Consider the following 18,722-nt stretch of genomic DNA (forward strand, 5'->3'; position numbering starts at 1 on the left):
CGGGGCAGGCCTACATCGATATCATGATGAATCTTGCCAGAGACCTAGCGATGACTGAGCATCGCCCGATCAAGCCGGGCCAGCGCGACGCGGCCCTGCGCGATTACGATTCCGTACGCCGTGCCATCGGCTTCATGCACTCGCAGTGGCGGGACCAGCCGAACATCGAGGCCGTGGCGGATGCCGCGAGCGTGACGCCGGACGAGTTGCATCACCTGTTCCGCCGCTGGGCGGGACTGACACCGAAAGCGTTCATGCAGGCGCTGACGCTCGACCACGCCAAGCACCTGCTGCGCGATTCCGCCAGCGTCCTCGACGCCGCGCTCGACTCAGGCCTTTCCGGCCCGGGCCGGCTGCACGATCTCTTCGTAACCCATGAAGCGATGTCACCCGGAGAATGGAAAACCGGCGGCGCCGGCATGGAGCTGCGTTATGGCTTCCATTCCTCGCCGTTCGGAACCGCGATCGTGATCGCCAGCGACCGCGGCCTTGCGGGTCTCGCTTTCTCCGATCCCGGCGACGAACAGCGCGCTTTCGCCGACATGAGCCGGCGCTGGCCGGCGGCCACATTGATTGAGGACACTCCCGGCACGGCCGGACTGGCGCAGCGCATCTTCGACAGCAAGCTGTGGCGCCCGGACCAGCCGCTGCGGGTGGTGTTGATCGGGACGGATTTCGAAGTCCGCGTCTGGGAAACGCTGCTGAAGATCCCGATGGGTCGTGCGGTCAGCTATTCGGATATCGCCTGCAAGATCGACAACCCGAAGGCCTCACGCGCCGTCGGCGCGGCCGTGGGCAAGAACCCGATTTCCTTCGTGGTGCCGTGCCATCGCGCGCTCGGTAAATCCGGCGCGCTGACGGGTTATCATTGGGGCATTACACGGAAGCAGGCCATGATCGGCTGGGAAGCCGGACAGGTGGGAGCGAATTAGCAGCAATGGGCCGCAGTTTCCTGCGGCCCATTGGACTGAACGACTAAGACGCTTCCTTCAGCACGGGCGCTGGGGATTCGTCGGTCTTCATTTCTTCAAGGCTGCGGTTCCGTGGCTCAATGCCGAACGCCCACACCGTGATGATCTGCAGCACCAGCAATCCGATCATCAGCGCCATTACGCCCGCAACGCCGCGCGCCTCGAACAGGGTCACCACCAAGAACGGCGTCACGATGGTTGCGCCGCGCCCCAGCGTGTTGACGATCCCCGACGCCCGCAAGCGCACTTCGGTGGGGAACAGTTCGGGGATATAGATGCCGAACAGCAACGCAACCAGCACATAGATCGGGATCGTGAGCGCGAAACCGACCGCTGGCAGCAGAAGCGGATCGGAAATCATCGGATAGATGATGCCCAACACCACCGCGATCAGCGACGAACCGATGATGGTCGGCTTGCGGCCCCAACGGTCGGCCGTCAGCGCGCCGATGGCCGAGCCGACCGGAGCACCCAGCGCCATCAGCAGCGAGTAACTGAACGACGTGGCGACACTCAATCCCTGTTTGATGAAGAACACCGGCAGCCAGGTCACGAAGCCATACAGCAATGTGTTGATGGTGATCAGGCAGATCGAACCGACGATCATACGCGACAGCAGTGGGGGCGCGAATAGCGACGACAGCTGGCCGGACGCCTGCACGGTCGGGACCATGGTCACTGGCGGCAGCGGCTTGCCTTGGGCGGCCTCACTCTCGATCTTCTGCATGAGCGCCTCTGCCTCCTCGCGGCGGCCGACGGCCTCGAGCCAGCGCGGCGACTCCGGCAGGTTCTTGCGCATGTACCAGACCACCAGCGCACCGATGCCGCCGAGCACGAACATGGCGCGCCATCCGAACATCGGCACCACGAACGAGGCCACCAGTAGCGCCACCGGCAGGCCACTGACAACGCAGACCGCCATCAGCCCCAGATACTTGCCGCGCGAACGCGCGGGAACGAACTCGGTCATCGTCGAGTAGCCGACCACGTTTTCAGCACCGAGCCCAAGACCCATCACGAAGCGGCACAGGATCAGGATGGTCATGTTTGGTGCGAATGCCGCCGCAAGCGATGCCACGCCGAACAGCAACAGATTGAACTGGTAGGAGAACCGACGGCCGTAGCGATCACCGAGAAAGCCGGTGCCGAACGAGCCGAGCATCATTCCGAAGAACGTCGCCGAAATGAACAGCGCATTCTCGGCGAGTGTCGAGAAGCCGCTCTTGAGCGTCACGCCCAGCACTGTTCCTGCGATGTAGATGTCAAAGCCGTCGAAGAACATTCCAATCCCGATCAACGTCATGATGCGGTAATGGAACGGTCCGATCGGCAGCCGGTCCAACCGGCCGCCCGCATTTACTGATGTCGGCATCGTCGTCTCTCCCTGTTTGTTTCCATATCGGATTAGCGCCGTCCCTCTGTGGGGGATCTGTTGGCGATCGCTTTGCTCTAGTTCAGTCGCTTCTGCGCCGCCGTGTCGCGATACCAGTCGAACGGGCCATCGCCCGTCGCCACCATCACGCTCTTGGTGTTGAAGTGATCATCGAAGCTTTCGGTGCCGCATTCACGGCCGATGCCACTGTCGTCCACGCCGCCCCAGGGCGATGCAGGATCGAGGCGATGATGATCGTTGATCCAGACGATACCCGCCTTGACGCGGCCGGCCACGCGATGTGCGCGCGCGACGTCACGGGTGCGGATCGCCGCTGCAAGTCCGAACGGGGAATCATTGGCCAGACGCAACGCATCGGCCTCGTCCTTGAACGGCGTGACAGATGTGAACGGACCGAACACCTCTTCCTGGAAGATGCGCATGTCCGACCGAACATCGGCGAACACCGTGGGCTCCACGAAGAACCCGTTTTCGTGACCGGCAACCTTTGCCGCAACGCCACCAGCAACCAGCCGGGCACCATCCTCGTGACCGAAACGCGCATAGGAAAGCACGCGGTCACGCTGGCGCGCCGAGATCACCGGGCCGAGCTGCGTGTTGGGATCGAACGGATCGCCGATACGGATAGACTTCGTCTTGGCCTGCAACTTCGCGACGAACTCGTCGTAGATCGAGGCCTGCACGATATGCCTGGAAGCGCAGACGCAAGTCTGGCCGGCACCGATGAAGGCACCGAAGGCGGCGTAGTTCACTGCCTGATCGACATCGAAATCGTCGAACACCATGACAGGCGTCTTGCCGCCGAGCTCCATGGTCTGATGCGCGAACACTTTCGCCGCGGATGATCCGGCGATGCGCCCGGCTTCGGTGCCGCCGGTCAGCACCAGCTTGTTGATGTCAGGGTGTTCGGACAACATCTTGCCGGCACTTGGGCCGTAGCCCAGCACGATATTGAACACACCCGGCGGCAGGCCGGCTTCGGTGAAGATCTGCGCGAGCTTCAGCGTGGTCAGGGGCGTGTATTCCGAGGGCTTCACGACCGTCACACAGCCGGTGGCCAGTACAGCAGCCAGCGACTTGCACAGGATCATCAGCGGATGATTGAACGGCGTACAGTTCGCCACGATCCCGATCGGCGTGCGCAATGTGTAGTTGAGATACGCGCCTTCGACCGGGATGACCGAATCGCGCCGCGCCAGGGCAACGCCGGCGAAATAGCGGAAGAAATCAGGAAGACGCGCAAGCTGCGCACGGGTCTCGTTGACAGGACGGCCGTTGTTCAACGTCTCCAGCCGGTATAGCGTGTCGAGATTGGCCTCGAAGGCATCGGCAAGCTTGTTGATGAGGCGGGCGCGGGCGCGCGTATCCATGCCGCCCCATGCGCGTCCTTCGAACGCCGCACGCGCGCTCTTCATCGCATGATCGATATCGGCCGTGGTCGAATTGGGGATTCGCGCGATGACGTCGCCCGTAGCCGGGTTCCGCACATCAATCATCTCGCCGTTGCCGGCTTCGATTTCGCGGCCATCGACGAAATTGCCGTGGATCTCGACATCGATGGAGCCTGTTTTTGTTGGAATGTTCATAGATCTCTCCCTTCGACGATGATCGCGTTACGCGCCAAGGCAGGCAGCACGCGCTTTTCTGTTTTCTCGATGTGAGCCTTGATGATGCGCGCCGCGCCGCGCTGGTCGCGGCGCTGCATGGCGTCGATCAGGCTGACGTGCTCGCCCACGAGCTGCATGTGATCGCGGCCCTTGACGTTGGCGATGCTGATACGCACCAGCCGGTCGGCCTGTTCGATCAGATCGCGCGCGGCCGACGCCATGCGCCGGTTGCCGGACGCCTGTGCCAGCGCGATGTGGAAGGCGCGGTTATAATCGATGAAATCTTCCGCCGAGCCGTCGAACGACCTGTACTGGTCCAATCCGCGCAGGATGTTGTCCGAGGCGTGCTCGATCGCTTCCGACACACAGGCCGGCTCGACCGCATAGCGAAACCGCAACAGGTCCCGGGCGTCCGAGATCGAGATCGGATTGACCCGGTAACCCTGGCGCGGCTGCACCGTCACGAGATGTTCCCGCTCCAGCCGCAGCAGAGCCTCGCGTACGGGCTGACGGCTGACCGCATAGCGCTCCGCCAGCTCCTGCTCCCGCATATCATCGCCTGGCAGAAAGCGACACATCAGGATATCAGACCTGAGGCTATTGTAGACATTATCTCGAAGAAGCACGGATATTTCCTCTGATTCTCCGACAAAGATGCATCTCGTGAAATATCACGTCAAGTCAGATTTGCGCGATCGAGGCCTTGCTTTTAGGCTCCGGTCCGGGACACAACAGGACAGGCGGATGCGACAGCCGATCAGGCTGCGGGCTGCAAGCTTTTGACGAGAGAGGCAAAAATGGCAGATCGGCGCTTGGCAAACGGCACCGTCAATGCAGCGCAATTCGGCGAAGGACCGGCCATCGTGCTGCTTCACTCGCTGCTGTCTGACCGGGCAAGCTTCGACAGCATCGTGCCGTCGCTGGCCAAGACCCACCGTGTCATCGTTCCCGAATTGCCGGGTTTTGGGGGATCAGACGCCGTAAGCGGCGGACTGGCGGCCGTAGCGGACCGCGTGGCGGAGGCCGTCAGGGACTGCGGCGACGGCGCGGACACGATCGTGCTCGGTAACGGCTATGGCGGTTTCGTTGCCTTGCAGATGGCGATCCGCCATCCGGGCATTGCAGGCCGTCTGGTTCTCGCCGATTGCGGCGCAGCGTTTTCCGAACCCGGCCGCGAGGCGTTCCGCAACATGGCGACGGCAGCATCGACCAAGGGATTGCCGGCGGTTACCGATGTCGCGATGCGACGCTTGTTCGCCGCTGAATTTCAGGAGCAGAACCCGGAGCTGATGCGCGATCGCCGCGAGGCCTTTTTGCGCACGGATCCCAGGGTGTTTCAGAGTGCCTGCGAGTCCCTGGCGACGCTGGACCTGCGCCCCGAGATCGGGACCGTCAAAGTGCCGGTGCTGGTGCTGGTCGGCGAGCACGATGAAGCGACGCCACCACCGATGTCCAGAGAGCTTGCTGCCGGACTACCTGATGCACGGCTGATCGTGCTTCCGGGCTGCGCGCATGTCCCGCAATTGCAAAAGCCCGACGTCTTTCTCGATGCGATCTCGGATTTCGTGTCGGCTGCGATGGCGCGCTAGCCGCGCCACGCAACCGAGCGCGTCGATCAACCCGCCAGATCGAGTTTCGACGCCACCGTCGCATCGGCATTGAGCCGATAGATCACCGGCACGCCGGTCGCGAGCTCCCGCGCCAGAATGCCTTCCGGCGTCAGCTTCTCCAGCACCATGATCAGGGCACGCAGCGAATTGCCGTGCGCGGCGACCAACGTGCGTTCGCCGCGCAGCACGCAAGGCAGGATTTCCTGCACGAAATACGGCAGCGTACGCGCCAGCGTATCCTTCAGGCTTTCGCCGCCGGGCGGCGGCACGTCATAGGAACGGCGCCAGACATGGACCTGCTCCTCGCCCCATTTGGCGCGGGCGTCGTCCTTATTGAGGCCGGAGAGATCACCGTAATCGCGCTCGTTCAGCGCCAGATGTTTCGTGATCGGCAGGCCGGTCTGGCCCATCTCTTCCAGTGCGAGATTGAGCGTGTGCTGCGCGCGGGTCAGCGCCGAGGTGAACGCGACATCGAAGGTCAGACCCTGCGCCTTCAGCTTGCGGCCGGCTTCCTTGGCCTCTGCGACGCCCTTCTCGGTGAGATCAGGATCTTTCCAGCCGGTGAAAAGGTTCTTCAGATTCCATTCGCTCTGTCCATGACGGACGAGGACGAGAAGACGTTCGTTCATCGAGAATTCCGTTTCGTTCTTCTTACATTTCACCAAGGCCGAGCACGTCAGCCATCGAGTACAAACCTGGCTTTTTTCCATGCGCCCACATCGCCGCCTTCAGCGCACCATGGGCGAAGATCATGCGATCCTCGGCCTTGTGCGACAGCTCGATGCGTTCATGGGGACCGGCGAAGATCACCGTATGATCGCCAGCGACAGTACCGCCGCGCAACGAGGCAAAGCCGATATCGCCGGTTTTGCGTGCGCCGGTGAGCCCGTCGCGGCCACGCGCCGAATGTTGCTCGAGCGGAATCTTGCGACCCTCGGCAGCAGCCTGACCCAGCATGAAAGCCGTGCCCGAGGGCGCGTCGATCTTGGCCTTGTGATGCATCTCCAGCACTTCGATGTCGAAGCCGTCATCGAGCGACTGCGCAACGCGCTTCACCAGCGCGGCGAGCAGATTGACGCCGAGGCTCATATTGCCCGACTGCACGACGATGGCCTGACCGGTCACGCTCTTGATCACCGCGTTGTCCGACGACGACAGGCCGGTGGTGCCGATCACGTGGACGAGGCCGCGCTGGGCTGCGATCGCAACATTGGCGATGGTCGCCGCAGGCACCGTGAAATCAAGGATACCATCGGCATCCTTCGACAGCGTCCAGAGGTCGGCCGAGAGTTTGACGCCGTTCTCGGGCAGGCCGGCGAGCACGCCGGCATCCTGTCCGAGCAGCTCCGAGCCGGGCGCCTCGAGCGCACCGGAAACGACAGCGCCGGGGGTTTCGGAGATGGTGCGGATCAGCGCGCGGCCCATTCGGCCGCCGGCGCCAGCAACGATCAGTCTCATATCGGACATTGAACGATCCTCAGTATCTCAAGGCGGTATAGCGGCGCGCTGCCACGGCGGCAACACGCCCACGGTACCTAAAGTCCTTAGATACCAATCAGATCAAACACATGCTTAAGGCCCTGCCGCTCAAGGCTGCGGACCGTCATACCCCTCGATGATCACGAGATCGCTCTCGCCGTGCGGGCTGCGCATCGCGACCAACCGCTGGTATTCCGGCGAATTGTAACAGGCTAGCGCGGTCGCGTAGTCCTTGAATTCGAGCACAACATTGCGCGAGCGCGACGTGCCTTCCTTGGCCTCGAACTGACCACCGCGCACCAGGAATTTGGCCCCGAATTTATTGAAGACCGGGCCGTTCTCGGCCACGTATTGCTTGTAGCCGTCCATATTGTGCACGTCGACGCGTGCAATCCAGTAAGCTTTGGCCATCTGTTTCTCTCCCTGTCCCGTTCTTACTTGTTCGCCAGTGCCTGCGTAATTTCGGCGACGATCGCCTCGGCCGCAGCCTTCGGATCGGCAGCTTCCATTACCGGACGGCCGACCACCAGATAGTCCGAACCTTCGACAATCGCGCGTGCCGGGGTCATGATCCGCTTCTGATCGCCCACGTCACTGCCCGCAGGGCGTACACCGGGCGTGACCAGACACATCTCAGGCTTGATATGCTTGCGCAGGTTCCCCGCCTCTTCCGGCGAGCAGACGAGGCCATCGATACCGAGCGCCTGCGCCTGCTGCGCGCGCGCGGCGACGAGATCGCTGACACCGAGTTGATAGCCCGCGGCCTTCAGATCCTCGTTGTCGTACGAGGTCAGTACTGTCACCGCGAGGATCTTCAGGCCGGAGCCCTTGCTGGCATTGGCCGCCGCCTGCATGGTCTGCGGATAGCCATGCACGGTGAGGAAGGTCGCGCCGAGCTTCGCCACGCTTTCTACACCGCGCGCGACGGTGTTGCCGATGTCGTGCATCTTCAGATCGGCGAACACCTTCTTTCCGGTATCGGCGAGCTTGCGCACCAGCGGCAGACCACCAGCATAGCCGAGCTGATAGCCGATCTTGTAGAAAGTCACGCTGTCGCCGAGCCGCGCGATCATCGCTTCGGCAGCGTCAACATCCGGCAGATCGAGCGCGACGATCAGGCGGTCGCGGGGATCAATGGTCTGCAACGTCATCTCGTCTCACTTCATCTGCTGCGCGACATCGATAAGCTGGCGCACCATCGCCGTCATCGCATCCTTGTCGGCGGCGTGTTTCAGCCGGTCCATATCGTCATAGGCCTCACCGGCGAACGCCAGCGTGAGCTGATTCGGGATCACCATCGCGCGACACGCCGACAGCACCAGCCGCAAGGCCTGCAAACAGCGCGCACCGCCAAGCCGCCCATTCGAAGCCGCCGCAATCGCAAACGGCCGCTCGCGAAACACCTGGCCCTTGCTCTCATGCGTGTCTTCCACGCGCGAGATCCAGTCGATCGTATTCTTCACCAGCGGCGGCAGCGACGCGTTGTATTCAGGCGTCACGATCAGCACACCATGATGCGCCGATATCATACGCTTCAGATCGAGCGCATGTTTCGGTACGCCGGAATTGCTCTCAAGGTCGCCGTCATAGATCGGCAGCGGAAAGTCGCCGAGCGAAATCCTGGTGGCATCGACATCGGCGCGAACCAGCGCGTCAATGGCGACAGCCGCGAGTTTCGCATTCAGCGACCCTGTGCGCAGCGAGCCTGGAATAACGAGGATCTTGATCGCAGCCATGATTCCGATCGTCGGGGCGAAGCCACCGCGCGATCGCGGCCGGCACTAGCGTTTGCGATACACCCAGACGCGCGCCGGCGGAAGGTTCATCCAGATCCGCTCGGAGGCCTCTGTGGACACGCCGGGCAGCGATTTGGGGATCGGCGGCGCCACCGAATAGGTGAACTGCACGAAGGGCGCGTTCGGCGACATCGCCGCGAAGGCATCGCGGATCAGCTTGAGGCGCGTCAGCATCGGCTTGGTGACCAGCGGCAGGCCGGAGACGACAGCGGAGGCGGGCTCTTTCAGCACATCCCACAGGGTATCGCGCAATGTGTAGGCGTCGCCCTGAACGATCGTCGCCTGCGGGTAGCGCTCACGCAGCAGTGCGCAAAAGGTGGGATTGAATTCGACGAGCACCAGACGCTTCTGGTCCACCCCATGCGCGACGAGCGCAGAGGTGATCGCGCCGGTGCCTGGTCCAAGTTCGATGACCGGACCGGTCGCGTCATTGTCGACATATTGCGCCATCGTGCGGGCAAGAGCTTTGCCCGACGGCATCACGGCACCCATATGCAGCGGCTTATCGATCCATGAACGGAGGAAGCGAACCTCGTCATCGAGACGGAGCGGCTTCTTCAACGTACGCGCGGACGAGTGCAGAGGCATGTCGCTTCCAGGCAGACCGCGGAACGTGCGGAACGTCAGAATTTCGTCATAAAGAGGTATAGGCAACAATAGAAACGGTCAAGCTTCCAACGTCAGGAGCCTGTCCGCGTTCCGAAGAAGTCCTTGACCTTAGTGAAGAAACCCGCGGCTTCAGGTTGCGTTGCACCCGAAGACAGTTTCTCGAATTCGGCCAACAGCTCCTGCTGCTTTTTCGTCAGGTTCTGCGGCGTTTCCACGACGACCTGGACATACATGTCGCCGGTCTGGCGCGAGCGCAGCACCGGCATGCCCTTCGACGAAACGCGGAAGCGGCGCCCGGACTGGGTGCCCGAGGGAACCTTGACCTTGTTGCGTCCGCCTTCGATGGTCGGCACTTCGAATTCACCGCCCAGCGCCGCGGTCACCATCGAGATCGGCACGCGGCAATGCAGGTCCGCGCCATCGCGCTGGAAGAAGTCGTGCGAGGCCAGCGACAGGAAAATATAGAGATCGCCCGACGGACCACCGCGCGCGCCGGCTTCGCCTTCATTGGCAAGACGAATGCGGGTGCCGTCCTCGACGCCCGCCGGAATGTTGACCGAGAGCGTGCGCTCACGCTCGACGCGGCCGGCGCCGGAGCAGCTCGGGCACGGATCCTCGATCATCTGACCCCGGCCCTGACAGCTCGGGCAGGTCCTTTCCAGCGTGAAGAAGCCCTGGGCCTGACGGACGCGGCCGGCACCGCCGCAGGTCGAACAGGCCTTCGGCTTGGTTCCTGCCTTGGCGCCGGTGCCGGAGCAGGCTTCGCAGGTCACCGCGACCGGAATCTCGATCTGTGCGGTCTTGCCGGAGTAAGCCTCCTCCAGCGTGATTTCCATGTTGTAGCGAAGATCTGCCCCGCGCTCGCGGCCGCCGCTGCGGCCACCGCCGCGCTGTCCGGCCATGCCGAACAGGTCTTCGAAAATGTCGGAGAAGGAGGAGGCGAAGCCGGATCCAAAGCCCGGACCACCGCCGCCACCATTGCCCTGTTCGAAGGCCGCATGGCCATAACGGTCATAGGCCGCGCGCTTGTCGCCGTCCTTGAGGACGTCGTAGGCCTCGGCAATTTCCTTGAACTTCACTTCAGCGGCGGCATCGCCTGGATTCTTGTCCGGATGCCATTTCATCGCAAGCTTGCGAAACGACGTCTTCAGGGTCGCATCATTCGCGCCGCGCTCGACTTCCAACGTCTCGTAATAACATTGCTTGGTGGACATCAGTCAGATCCGCCCGAAATTGGTCCTCATCCCGAGGAGCATCCCAGAAGAACGCATCGATGAAGATGCTACTCCCGCACTAACAAAACTTGCCTAACAAGGCCCGCCTGACAAAAAACAACCCTCATCCATCGAGACGCGCACCGCGCTACTCAGGATGAGGGTCATTGTTCCGCTCGCCTATCAGGCCGACTTTTTCGGCTTGTCGTCGTCGACTTCCGTGAATTCGGCGTCGACCACGTCATCCTTCTCGGCATCGCGCTTGGCGTCAGCCTCGGCCTGCTGGGTGTACATCGCTTCGCCGAGCTTCATCGAAGCCTGCGCCAGCGTGTTGGTCTTGGCCTTGATCGCCTCGGCATCATCACCCTTCAGAGCTTCCTTCAGGTCGCTCATGGCATCCTCGATAGCGCGGCGCTCGGTCTCACCGACCTTGTCGCCATGCTCGCCGAGAGCCTTCTCGGTCGAATGCACGAGGGCATCGCCGTGGTTCTTGGCATCGACAGCCTCACGACGCTTCTTGTCCTCGGCAGCGTTGGCTTCGGCGTCCTTGACCATCTTCTGGATGTCGGACTCGGACAGACCGCCGGATGCCTGGATCCGGATCTGCTGTTCCTTGTTGGTCGCCTTGTCCTTCGCCGACACGTTGACGATGCCATTGGCGTCGATGTCGAAGGTCACCTCGACCTGCGGCATGCCGCGCGGAGCCGGCGGAATGCCCATCAGGTCGAACTGGCCGAGCGGCTTGTTGTCGGCCGCCATTTCGCGCTCACCCTGGAAGACCCGGATGGTAACGGCGTTCTGGTTGTCTTCGGCCGTCGAGAACACCTGGCTCTTCTTGGTCGGGATCGTCGTGTTGCGCTCGATGATCCGGGTGAACACGCCACCCAGCGTCTCGATGCCCAGCGACAGCGGGGTCACGTCGAGCAGCAGCACGTCCTTGACGTCGCCCTGCAGCACGCCGGCCTGAATGGCGGCGCCGATGGCCACGACTTCGTCCGGGTTGACGCCCTTGTGGGGTTCCTTGCCGAAGAACTGCTTCACGACTTCCTGGATCTTCGGCATGCGGATCATGCCGCCGACCAGAACCACTTCGCCGATTTCACCGGCGGTGAGGCCCGCATCCTTGAGCGCCTTGCGGCAAGGCTCGATGGTCTTCTGCACGAGATCGTCGACCAGCGCTTCGAACTTGGCGCGGGTCAGCTTCAACGTCAGATGCTTCGGACCGGAGGCATCCGCCGTGATGAACGGCAGGTTGATTTCGGTCTGGGTCGTCGACGACAGCTCGATCTTCGCTTTTTCAGCAGCTTCCTTCAGGCGCTGCAGAGCCAGCTTGTCGTTGCGCAGGTCGATGCCCTGCTCTTTCTTGAACTCGTCGGCGAGGTAGCCGACCAGACGCATGTCGAAGTCTTCACCGCCGAGGAACGTATCGCCGTTGGTGGACTTCACCTCGAACACGCCATCGCCGATCTCGAGGATCGAAACGTCGAAGGTGCCGCCGCCGAGGTCGTACACCGCGATGGTGCCGGACTTCGACTTGTCGAGGCCGTAAGCGAGCGCAGCCGCAGTCGGCTCGTTGATGATGCGCAGCACTTCGAGGCCGGCGATCTTGCCGGCATCCTTGGTGGCCTGACGCTGGGCGTCGTTGAAGTAAGCGGGCACGGTGATGACGGCCTGCTCGACCTTCTGGCCGAGATGAGCCTCCGCGGTCTCCTTCATCTTCTGCAGCGTGAAGGCGGAGATCTGCGAGGGCGAATAGGTTTTACCGTCGACTTCGACCCAGGCGTCGCCATTGCCACCTTTGGCAATCTTGTAGGGGACGAGCTTCTTGTCCTTCTCGACGGTCGGATCGTCATAGCGGCGGCCGATCAGGCGCTTCACCGCGAAAATGGTGCGCTCGGGATTGGTAACTGCCTGGCGCTTGGCCGGCTGGCCGACGAGGCGCTCGCCATCATCGGTAAAAGCCACGATGGACGGCGTGGTCCGCATGCCTTCTGCGTTCTCGATGACCTTCGGCGTTTTGCCATCCATGACGGCGACGCAGGAATTCGTCGTACCGAGGTCGATACCGATGACCTTTCCCATGCTCTCATATCCTTTTTCTGCGGCAGGTTGGCTGGGCCCTGACGGCACCCCGCTCCCAACCCCCAAACATCAACTATTCGCGATATTGCGACGGTAGGCCTCATATAGGAGGGGGGGTGGTGGCCGCAAGGCATCTGGCACACTCCAGACCCATGAAAACACGACCGGTGCGCGAAATTAATATTTGGTGAAACAGACCCTTGGCGGTTGTTTCGCCAATACGCGACGGATGGGCGCGGACGGCGCCGGGAACGGATTTATGGCTTGATCTGTTGGCGGAACAAGGCAACCGTGAAAGCCCTTTCCGACCGGGCGCGCGGCGACCAAGGCCGGAGCCCCGCACCATCGAACAGCCTCAATGCAAACCCAGTAGATTTTTCATGAAACATGCTGCGCCCCTGTTCGCCTTGACCATGCTGACGGCCATTTCGGTCGCCCACCGCCCCGCTTTGGCGGCTGATCCCGTCTTCCCGCCGGGTGTCCGTGTGGGTCTGGCCCCGCTGGTTGGCCTCGCCCCGGCAAAGACCTTTGTCGGCTTCGAGACCTCCGATCAGGGCGTCAAGGTGCTCGTGACCGAGCTGCCAGCCGCCGCCTTCAACGAGGTTGAGACCGCGTTCAAGGCCAATCCGGCGGGTATGGCCGCGAAGCCCGAGAGCATCGAGACCACGGCCGGAAAGGCCTTCTACACGATCGAGAATGCCAAGGACGCGACCGGCAATGTCAGGCGCTATTCGATGATCGTCGGCGGCGGGACCTTCTCCGGCTATGTCGCCGTGCAAGTCCCGGAAAACGCCCAGAAAATCTACACCGACGACGCGGTGCGCCAGATGCTCTCATCCGCCGTGGTCCGCAAGGAAGTGCCGCTGGCAGAACAACTCGGTCTGATGCCGTTCAAGGTCTCGGAAATGAGCGACTTCAAGACCGTCCGCACGCTGGCGCCGGGTGCCGCGCTATTGCTGGCCGACTCGAGCGACGAGAACAGCATCGAAACGAGTCCTTTTGTGGTGATCGGCAGCCTGGCCTCCGCGCCGGAAAAGGCTGAAGATCGCGGCCGCTTTGCCCAGCAGGCCGCAGGCACGATTCCCGGCCTGCGCGAAGGCCGCATCACCATGTCGGAGCCGCAACGGATCGACGGCATGGCAGGCTGGGAGACCCGTATCGACGCCGTCAGCGGCAAGAACAACACGCCGGTCAGCGTGGTACAGTGGCTGCGCTTCGGCGGCGGCAAAATCACGATGCGCATTATTGCAAGCGCACCGCGCGATGATTGGGCCAAGGCATTTCCGCGCTTCCGCGCTGTACGCGACGGCATCGAGCCGCGCTAACGCAGCACGTAACACAACATCGGCTTCAGGGCTCACGGCCTCGCGTAAGAAACGTCACCTTGTTGATGGCGGCCACGACGTGAAAATCCTTTAACAGATCAGCAACGTCGGGATGCGCTTTTAGCCATTCCGAGCCGCTGCCGGTGAGATCATCCACCAGCACCAGGGTCGGTGGTCTTTTCTTGATATCCTCGATCAGCATCGTGCGCTCACGCGCGGCATAGGCCTCGAGCAGTCGATCTTGTGCAGGACTGACTCCGCCTCTGCTGCGCAGGACCGCGTGATAGACGGCGACCCACAGGCCTTGCTGTCGCGAAACCCATGTGCCGCCGACCGCGCGCACAAGAGGATGCCCGATACCCGGCTCGGCGGAGATAGCAAGAATGACAGGACGCGATCCCAGTTGCGCGATTTTCTCCTGCAGTGGGCGCGCATCGAAGGCGGTGTCGAACCATAACATGGAGCGCATGAACAGCAGCGCCAGCAGGACGACCGCGCCGACGCCGAACAGACGATCCGTCCCGGTGACCGGCAGATAGGTCATACGCGCATAGCCAAAAGCAAGCAGTGCGAGCGCAATCATTGGGTATGAATGGTAAGGCCAGCCTTTGCCCTGCAAAACGAAACCAGCGGCAAAACCGGCCGAGGTCGCCAGTAGCAAAACGAACGGACCATCGACACCGACGCGCCGTTTGAGCACCATAGCCGCGAGCAGCGCGGTGGCCCACAGTGCCACAGCGGGCTTTTCCAGGAGCATCATGACCGGCTGCTGCACCTGAAGATAAACATCGCGGACTAGCGGCCCGACTACCGTTAGGAATTCCGGAAACAGCACGATGACGACGGCAGCGTAGAGGGCCAGCGCGACGGCGAGCGCCAGATACTCCGGCCGCAGCAGGACGCGCCACGATAAGCGTGTGGAGACAGCCTCCGCGATCAACGCGCCGAGGAAGGCGATCGCGAAGTAGGGCTTGAACGACAGCGCAATCGCCGCGCCGATGCCGGCTGCGATAGCCGCGGACCGTGATGGTGCGCTGTGCTTTATGCGGCCCGCCAATACAGCCAGCATCGGCAGCATGGCGATCAGTGCAATATGTTCGCGCTGACCGAAAGTCTGCGTCGGCAGCACGGCCAGCAGTGCAACTGCCAGCAGCGCCAGCGGCCAGCCTTGCGCGACACCGAGAACCGACGCGCGCGACAGAATGCGGACGCTGAGCAGCAGCGACACGGCGATGCCGATGAAGACCAACGCATCGGTCACGTCCTCCGCAGCCAGCCCGAGCGCACGGGCGATGACGATACCCGGCAGATAGGCCAGGACGGCCATCGGCGGATTGGTCTCGATGATATCTATATAGAGGCGCTGGCCGTCGAGTACGCGCTCGCCGACGGTCAGAAGCCAGCTTACATCCGTATTGGCCGCCAGAACGTGACGCAGCACAATCGCCACGATCAGCAGTGCGACGACGGCCAGCCACGGAAGGATGCGGCTTCGCTGCAGCGACCGCCCGGGCAGAACAGCACTTGCGGTTTCGCCCGGCGTGGTGGCGCGCATCACGGCATCCTCTTCAGGATGTCGATGCCGTCGATGGTCTGCACCAGGGCATAGGGCTTCAGGAGCTGCGCCAACTCCGGATCAGCCTGCGCCCAAGCGCCCCAGTCGCTGTCGCGATTGTCGACCAGCACCACATCCGGCGAAGACGCCCGGAAATCCGCGACCAACCCGTCGCGCTCGGTTGCGACATGGCGATCGAGACGCGCCGAGGTCACTGCATCGAAGGACTGTTCCTGACGCGCGCGGCGAACGATCTCCCGGATCAAGAATGCCTCCTGACGCGATACCCAGGTACCGCCGACATCGCGCACGAGCGGATGCGCAATCGTCGCCGCGCCGCCCAGCATCATGATCTTCGGATGTGGTCCAAGCTTCGTGACCGCAGCTTCGAGTTTGCGGATATCGACGCTGGCGTTGAACCAGACGCAGGCGTTAGCGAGGATCGCAACGGCCGCAAGCGATGCCCCGATGCGCACGCGCGCCGTCACAGGGTCGACCGCCGCAACGGCATAGCCGAGCGCCATCAGCGACAGCGCCACCATGGGATAGGCGTGATAGCCCCATCCCTTGCGCTGGACGAAGAACGCCACCGCAAAGCCGAACGAGGTTGCCAGCAACACAGTGACCGTGGCGTCGGGCTTATGCCGGCGTTGCAATAGCAGCACCGCGAATACCGCAGCGAGCCACAGCATCGTGGCGCCGCTGAGCGCCAGGGCTAGCCACGGCGCTGCAAGCAAGAGATAGACATCGCGGACGACGGGATAGATCAGCGTGAAATAGGCCGGGAGCGATATATAGATCCAGACGGCATAGGCCACGACCAGCACGCCGGCGATCCAGTGTTCCGGTGCGACGAGAATGCGCCACAGCCGCGCCTGCAAGGTCGCGGCGAGGATGGCCGCGCCGATACCGAGCGCGAAATACGGTTTGAAGCTCATGGTAACGGCCGCGCTGACCCCGGCGATGACGATCGCAACGATCGACACCGGCTCGTTCCCGACACGGCGGATCAGGACCGCAAGTGCCGGCATCAAGAACAACAGCGCGAGATGTTCGCGCTGGCCGAAATCATACATCGGCAGGATACCGAGCAGCGCCACAGCCCAGACAGCGAGCGCACCGGCGGCAGAGCGACCCGACAGCTTTGAGTTACGTAGCAGCCACCATGTCAGTCCGAGCGAGGCCGTCATCAGAGCCAGCATCAGTGCAATGGTCACCGCTTCCGGCCGCAGGCCCGTGGCGCGCGCCAGCGCCACGCCGAGAAAATAGATCGATCCGGCCATCGGCGGATTGGTCTCGAGAATATCCAGATAGAGCCGTTGACCGTCGAACACACGTTCACCGACGATCAGCCACCAGCTTACATCGACATTGAACGGCAGCGCCCAGCGCAGCCCGAGCGTCAACGCGCACACAGCCAACCCGGCAATCAGCCAGGGCCACGCAAGTCGTGCATGGGGAACGGCAGCCTCACCAGTCAAATTCCGATTTTGGGCAGCCCGCCCTCGGGCAAGCCGCAGGCCGATATCGATCGTCATGCGCTCAACTTTTCAGGCAACGCTACCGCCGAAACTAGGAGAGGCGCATTAACAAGCCCTTGCGCGGGCGGCCCGAAATGCGGCCGCCGCCCGCACCGCGATCCGCTTTACGCGATGACCGCGACCTGATTGTCTGTGAGGGTTCAATCACGGGGGGACGATGATGCTCAACAGACGTCAAATTCTCGGAGGGCTTGGAACCATGGCCATGACCAGCCTAGCTCCCAAAACACTGTCCGCCGCCGGCAAGGTTAGCCTCGACCGCACATCCGTCCTGCTGGTGATTGACGTGCAGAACTGCTTCCTGCCCGGTGGCAGCCTTGCGGTGAAGGACGGCGATAAGGTCGTGCCGGTCATCAACGCCATCGCGAAGAAATTCGCCGACGTGGTGATGACGCAGGACTGGCACACGCCCGGCCATATCTCCTTCGCGTCCAGCCACAGCGGCAAGAAGCCGTTTGAGACCACCGATGTGAAATACGGCAAGCAGGTGCTGTGGCCGGATCACTGCGTGCAGGGCACTGAAGGGGCTGCGCTCTCGAAGGATCTCGCCATCCCGCATACCGAGCTGATCCTGCGCAAGGGCTTCAACAAGGACGTCGACAGCTATTCGGCCTTCACCGAGGCCGACGGGAAGACCACCACCGGTCTCGCCGCCTATCTGAAAGCCCGCAAATTGCAGCGCGTGTTCATCGCCGGTCTCGCCACAGATTTCTGTGTCGCGTGGTCCGCCCTTGATGCGCGAAAAGCAGGTTTCGATGTCTATGTGATCGAAGATGCCTGCCGCGGCATCGACACGCAGGGCTCGCTGGCCAAGGCTTGGGCCGACATGAACAAGGCCGGCGTGAAGCGGATCCAGTCGGGCGAGCTGGCGGCTTAACTCTCGCTGTCATCGCCCGGCTTGACCGGGCGATCCAGCTCCTACTACACAGCTTTATTCCGACGCTACAGGTGCAGCCTTGGCGCCGCCCTTCGACACGCCGACCAGCGCCGGGCGCAGCACGCGCTCGCCGATGGTATAACCGGCCTGCACGACCTGAACGACGGTGCCCGCAGGCACGGAAGCATCGGGCACTTCGTACATCGCCTGCTGGAAATTCGGATCGAACTTCTCGCCCGACGGGTCGAACTTTTTCACGCCGTTCTTTTCCAGCGTGTTGAGCAGCGAGCGCTCGGTGAGCTCGACGCCTTCGAGCAGCGCCTTCAGGCCCGGATCGGCGGCGGCCTTGGTGTCGGCAGGCACGGCATCGAGGGCGCGCTGCAGGCTGTCGGCGATATCGAGCACTTCGCGCGCGAAATTGGCGATCGCATAGGTGCGACCGTCGGCGACCTCCTTCTGGGTCCGCTTGCGCAGATTTTCCATCTCCGCCAGCGTGCGCAGCATCTTGTCGCGCGCGTCCGCAGCTTCCTTGGTTAGGGCCTCGACCGAGTTCGGCTCCGGATCGTCCGGCATGATGTAGGGCTTGGAGACCACCGGATCGGCGGCCGCTGCCGTCTTGTCCTGATTGTCGTTCTGCCCATTGGAATCAGTCATCACGCTGCC

Annotated in this window: 18 protein-coding genes; 4 read left to right on the forward strand and 14 right to left on the reverse strand. The window is 62.6% G+C overall.

The features are described 5' to 3' along the window. Nucleotides 1–50: 50 nt before the first annotated feature. Nucleotides 51–932, forward strand: a complete 882-nt coding sequence (locus AC1DUY_RS08225) for a methylated-DNA--[protein]-cysteine S-methyltransferase (protein ID WP_441278908.1) — start codon at nt 51–53, stop codon at nt 930–932. Between the two features lie 43 nt (nt 933–975). On the opposite strand, the gene AC1DUY_RS08230 is transcribed toward AC1DUY_RS08225, so the two are convergent. The 3 genes from AC1DUY_RS08230 to AC1DUY_RS08240 all read right to left on the reverse strand — a co-directional run bounded on the left by AC1DUY_RS08230 (nt 976) and on the right by AC1DUY_RS08240 (nt 4,597). Beyond that, nucleotides 976–2,343 (reverse strand): MFS transporter, encoded by a 1,368-nt coding sequence (locus AC1DUY_RS08230; RefSeq protein WP_478113554.1) that lies wholly within the window; start codon nt 2,341–2,343, stop codon nt 976–978. A gap of 77 nt (nt 2,344–2,420) precedes the next feature. Continuing rightward, complete coding sequence (locus AC1DUY_RS08235; RefSeq protein ID WP_478113556.1) at nt 2,421–3,950, reverse strand: aldehyde dehydrogenase; 1,530 nt, start codon at nt 3,948–3,950, stop codon at nt 2,421–2,423. Continuing rightward, on the reverse strand, nt 3,947–4,597 hold the full coding sequence (locus tag AC1DUY_RS08240) for a GntR family transcriptional regulator (protein ID WP_115032048.1): 651 nt from the start codon (nt 4,595–4,597) through the stop codon (nt 3,947–3,949). Before AC1DUY_RS08240 ends, AC1DUY_RS08235 begins: the two co-directional genes overlap by 4 nt. A 171-nt stretch (nt 4,598–4,768) precedes the next feature. Between AC1DUY_RS08240 and AC1DUY_RS08245 the strand changes: the two genes are divergently transcribed. Then, on the forward strand, nt 4,769–5,560 hold the full coding sequence (locus AC1DUY_RS08245) for an alpha/beta fold hydrolase (RefSeq protein WP_478113558.1): 792 nt from the start codon (nt 4,769–4,771) through the stop codon (nt 5,558–5,560). Between the two features lie 26 nt (nt 5,561–5,586). Here the strand turns inward: AC1DUY_RS08245 and AC1DUY_RS08250 are convergent, their stop codons facing one another. From AC1DUY_RS08250 to dnaK, 8 genes are all read right to left on the reverse strand, one after another. Beyond that, a complete protein-coding gene (locus AC1DUY_RS08250) occupies nt 5,587–6,210 on the reverse strand; it encodes a 2,3-bisphosphoglycerate-dependent phosphoglycerate mutase (RefSeq protein ID WP_089263055.1) in 624 nt (207 codons plus the stop codon). Nucleotides 6,211–6,232: 22 nt separating this feature from the next. Beyond that, nucleotides 6,233–7,048, reverse strand: coding sequence for a 4-hydroxy-tetrahydrodipicolinate reductase (gene dapB, locus AC1DUY_RS08255; RefSeq protein ID WP_089263057.1), 816 nt, complete (start codon nt 7,046–7,048; stop codon nt 6,233–6,235). Between the two features lie 120 nt (nt 7,049–7,168). Further along, nucleotides 7,169–7,471, reverse strand: coding sequence for a DUF1330 domain-containing protein (locus AC1DUY_RS08260; protein WP_068730266.1), 303 nt, complete (start codon nt 7,469–7,471; stop codon nt 7,169–7,171). Nucleotides 7,472–7,494: 23 nt separating this feature from the next. Further along, nucleotides 7,495–8,211 (reverse strand): orotidine-5'-phosphate decarboxylase, encoded by a 717-nt coding sequence (gene pyrF, locus AC1DUY_RS08265; RefSeq protein ID WP_093757832.1) that lies wholly within the window; start codon nt 8,209–8,211, stop codon nt 7,495–7,497. Nucleotides 8,212–8,217: 6 nt separating this feature from the next. Continuing rightward, nucleotides 8,218–8,796: an NADPH-dependent FMN reductase gene (locus tag AC1DUY_RS08270; protein WP_093757831.1), complete on the reverse strand. Its 579-nt coding sequence runs from the start codon at nt 8,794–8,796 to the stop codon at nt 8,218–8,220. A gap of 45 nt (nt 8,797–8,841) precedes the next feature. Next, nucleotides 8,842–9,444, reverse strand: coding sequence for a class I SAM-dependent methyltransferase (locus AC1DUY_RS08275; protein ID WP_093757830.1), 603 nt, complete (start codon nt 9,442–9,444; stop codon nt 8,842–8,844). 92 nt (nt 9,445–9,536) lie between these two features. Next, nucleotides 9,537–10,679, reverse strand: a complete 1,143-nt coding sequence (gene dnaJ, locus AC1DUY_RS08280; RefSeq protein WP_092140889.1) for a molecular chaperone DnaJ — start codon at nt 10,677–10,679, stop codon at nt 9,537–9,539. A gap of 183 nt (nt 10,680–10,862) precedes the next feature. After that, nucleotides 10,863–12,761, reverse strand: coding sequence for a molecular chaperone DnaK (gene dnaK, locus AC1DUY_RS08285; protein WP_068730261.1), 1,899 nt, complete (start codon nt 12,759–12,761; stop codon nt 10,863–10,865). Nucleotides 12,762–13,141: 380 nt separating this feature from the next. Here dnaK and AC1DUY_RS08290 point away from each other — a divergent pair, with 380 nt between their 5' ends. Beyond that, nucleotides 13,142–14,086 (forward strand): hypothetical protein, encoded by a 945-nt coding sequence (locus tag AC1DUY_RS08290; RefSeq protein WP_231078622.1) that lies wholly within the window; start codon nt 13,142–13,144, stop codon nt 14,084–14,086. 25 nt (nt 14,087–14,111) lie between these two features. Here the strand turns inward: AC1DUY_RS08290 and AC1DUY_RS08295 are convergent, their stop codons facing one another. After that, nucleotides 14,112–15,641: a hypothetical protein gene (locus tag AC1DUY_RS08295; protein WP_478113563.1), complete on the reverse strand. Its 1,530-nt coding sequence runs from the start codon at nt 15,639–15,641 to the stop codon at nt 14,112–14,114. Beyond that, nucleotides 15,641–17,179: a hypothetical protein gene (locus AC1DUY_RS08300; RefSeq protein WP_478113565.1), complete on the reverse strand. Its 1,539-nt coding sequence runs from the start codon at nt 17,177–17,179 to the stop codon at nt 15,641–15,643. Before AC1DUY_RS08300 ends, AC1DUY_RS08295 begins: the two co-directional genes overlap by 1 nt. 163 nt (nt 17,180–17,342) lie before the next feature. Between AC1DUY_RS08300 and pncA the strand changes: the two genes are divergently transcribed. After that, the gene (pncA, locus tag AC1DUY_RS08305; RefSeq protein ID WP_439065441.1) at nt 17,343–18,059 is read left to right on the forward strand and encodes a bifunctional nicotinamidase/pyrazinamidase; all 717 of its coding nucleotides are present in this window, start codon (nt 17,343–17,345) and stop codon (nt 18,057–18,059) included. Between the two features lie 54 nt (nt 18,060–18,113). Here the strand turns inward: pncA and grpE are convergent, their stop codons facing one another. After that, nucleotides 18,114–18,713 carry a nucleotide exchange factor GrpE gene (gene grpE / locus AC1DUY_RS08310; protein ID WP_441231094.1) on the reverse strand — a complete coding sequence of 200 codons (600 nt, stop codon included), beginning with the start codon at nt 18,711–18,713 and terminating at the stop codon, nt 18,114–18,116. Nucleotides 18,714–18,722: the final 9 nt, after the last annotated feature.

This window comes from Tardiphaga sp. P4_G1 (assembly GCF_056401215.1).

Excerpts from the sequence above, each read along its gene's own strand:
- AC1DUY_RS08295 (WP_478113563.1), bottom strand. The coding sequence starts at position 15,641 with ATGCGCGCCACCACGCCGGGCGAAACCGCAAGTGCTGTTCTGCCCGGG.
- AC1DUY_RS08235 (WP_478113556.1), bottom strand. The coding sequence starts at position 3,950 with ATGAACATTCCAACAAAAACAGGCTCCATCGATGTCGAGATCCACGGC.
- AC1DUY_RS08250 (WP_089263055.1), bottom strand. The coding sequence starts at position 6,210 with ATGAACGAACGTCTTCTCGTCCTCGTCCGTCATGGACAGAGCGAATGG.
- dnaJ (WP_092140889.1), bottom strand. The coding sequence starts at position 10,679 with ATGTCCACCAAGCAATGTTATTACGAGACGTTGGAAGTCGAGCGCGGC.
- AC1DUY_RS08275 (WP_093757830.1), bottom strand. The coding sequence starts at position 9,444 with ATGCCTCTGCACTCGTCCGCGCGTACGTTGAAGAAGCCGCTCCGTCTC.
- dapB (WP_089263057.1), bottom strand. The coding sequence starts at position 7,048 with ATGTCCGATATGAGACTGATCGTTGCTGGCGCCGGCGGCCGAATGGGC.
- pncA (WP_439065441.1), top strand. The coding sequence starts at position 17,343 with ATGCTCAACAGACGTCAAATTCTCGGAGGGCTTGGAACCATGGCCATG.
- AC1DUY_RS08230 (WP_478113554.1), bottom strand. The coding sequence starts at position 2,343 with ATGCCGACATCAGTAAATGCGGGCGGCCGGTTGGACCGGCTGCCGATC.
- AC1DUY_RS08290 (WP_231078622.1), top strand. The coding sequence starts at position 13,142 with ATGAAACATGCTGCGCCCCTGTTCGCCTTGACCATGCTGACGGCCATT.
- grpE (WP_441231094.1), bottom strand. The coding sequence starts at position 18,713 with ATGACTGATTCCAATGGGCAGAACGACAATCAGGACAAGACGGCAGCG.
- AC1DUY_RS08270 (WP_093757831.1), bottom strand. The coding sequence starts at position 8,796 with ATGGCTGCGATCAAGATCCTCGTTATTCCAGGCTCGCTGCGCACAGGG.
- AC1DUY_RS08245 (WP_478113558.1), top strand. The coding sequence starts at position 4,769 with ATGGCAGATCGGCGCTTGGCAAACGGCACCGTCAATGCAGCGCAATTC.
- AC1DUY_RS08300 (WP_478113565.1), bottom strand. The coding sequence starts at position 17,179 with ATGACGATCGATATCGGCCTGCGGCTTGCCCGAGGGCGGGCTGCCCAA.
- dnaK (WP_068730261.1), bottom strand. The coding sequence starts at position 12,761 with ATGGGAAAGGTCATCGGTATCGACCTCGGTACGACGAATTCCTGCGTC.
- AC1DUY_RS08225 (WP_441278908.1), top strand. The coding sequence starts at position 51 with ATGACTGAGCATCGCCCGATCAAGCCGGGCCAGCGCGACGCGGCCCTG.
- AC1DUY_RS08260 (WP_068730266.1), bottom strand. The coding sequence starts at position 7,471 with ATGGCCAAAGCTTACTGGATTGCACGCGTCGACGTGCACAATATGGAC.
- pyrF (WP_093757832.1), bottom strand. The coding sequence starts at position 8,211 with ATGACGTTGCAGACCATTGATCCCCGCGACCGCCTGATCGTCGCGCTC.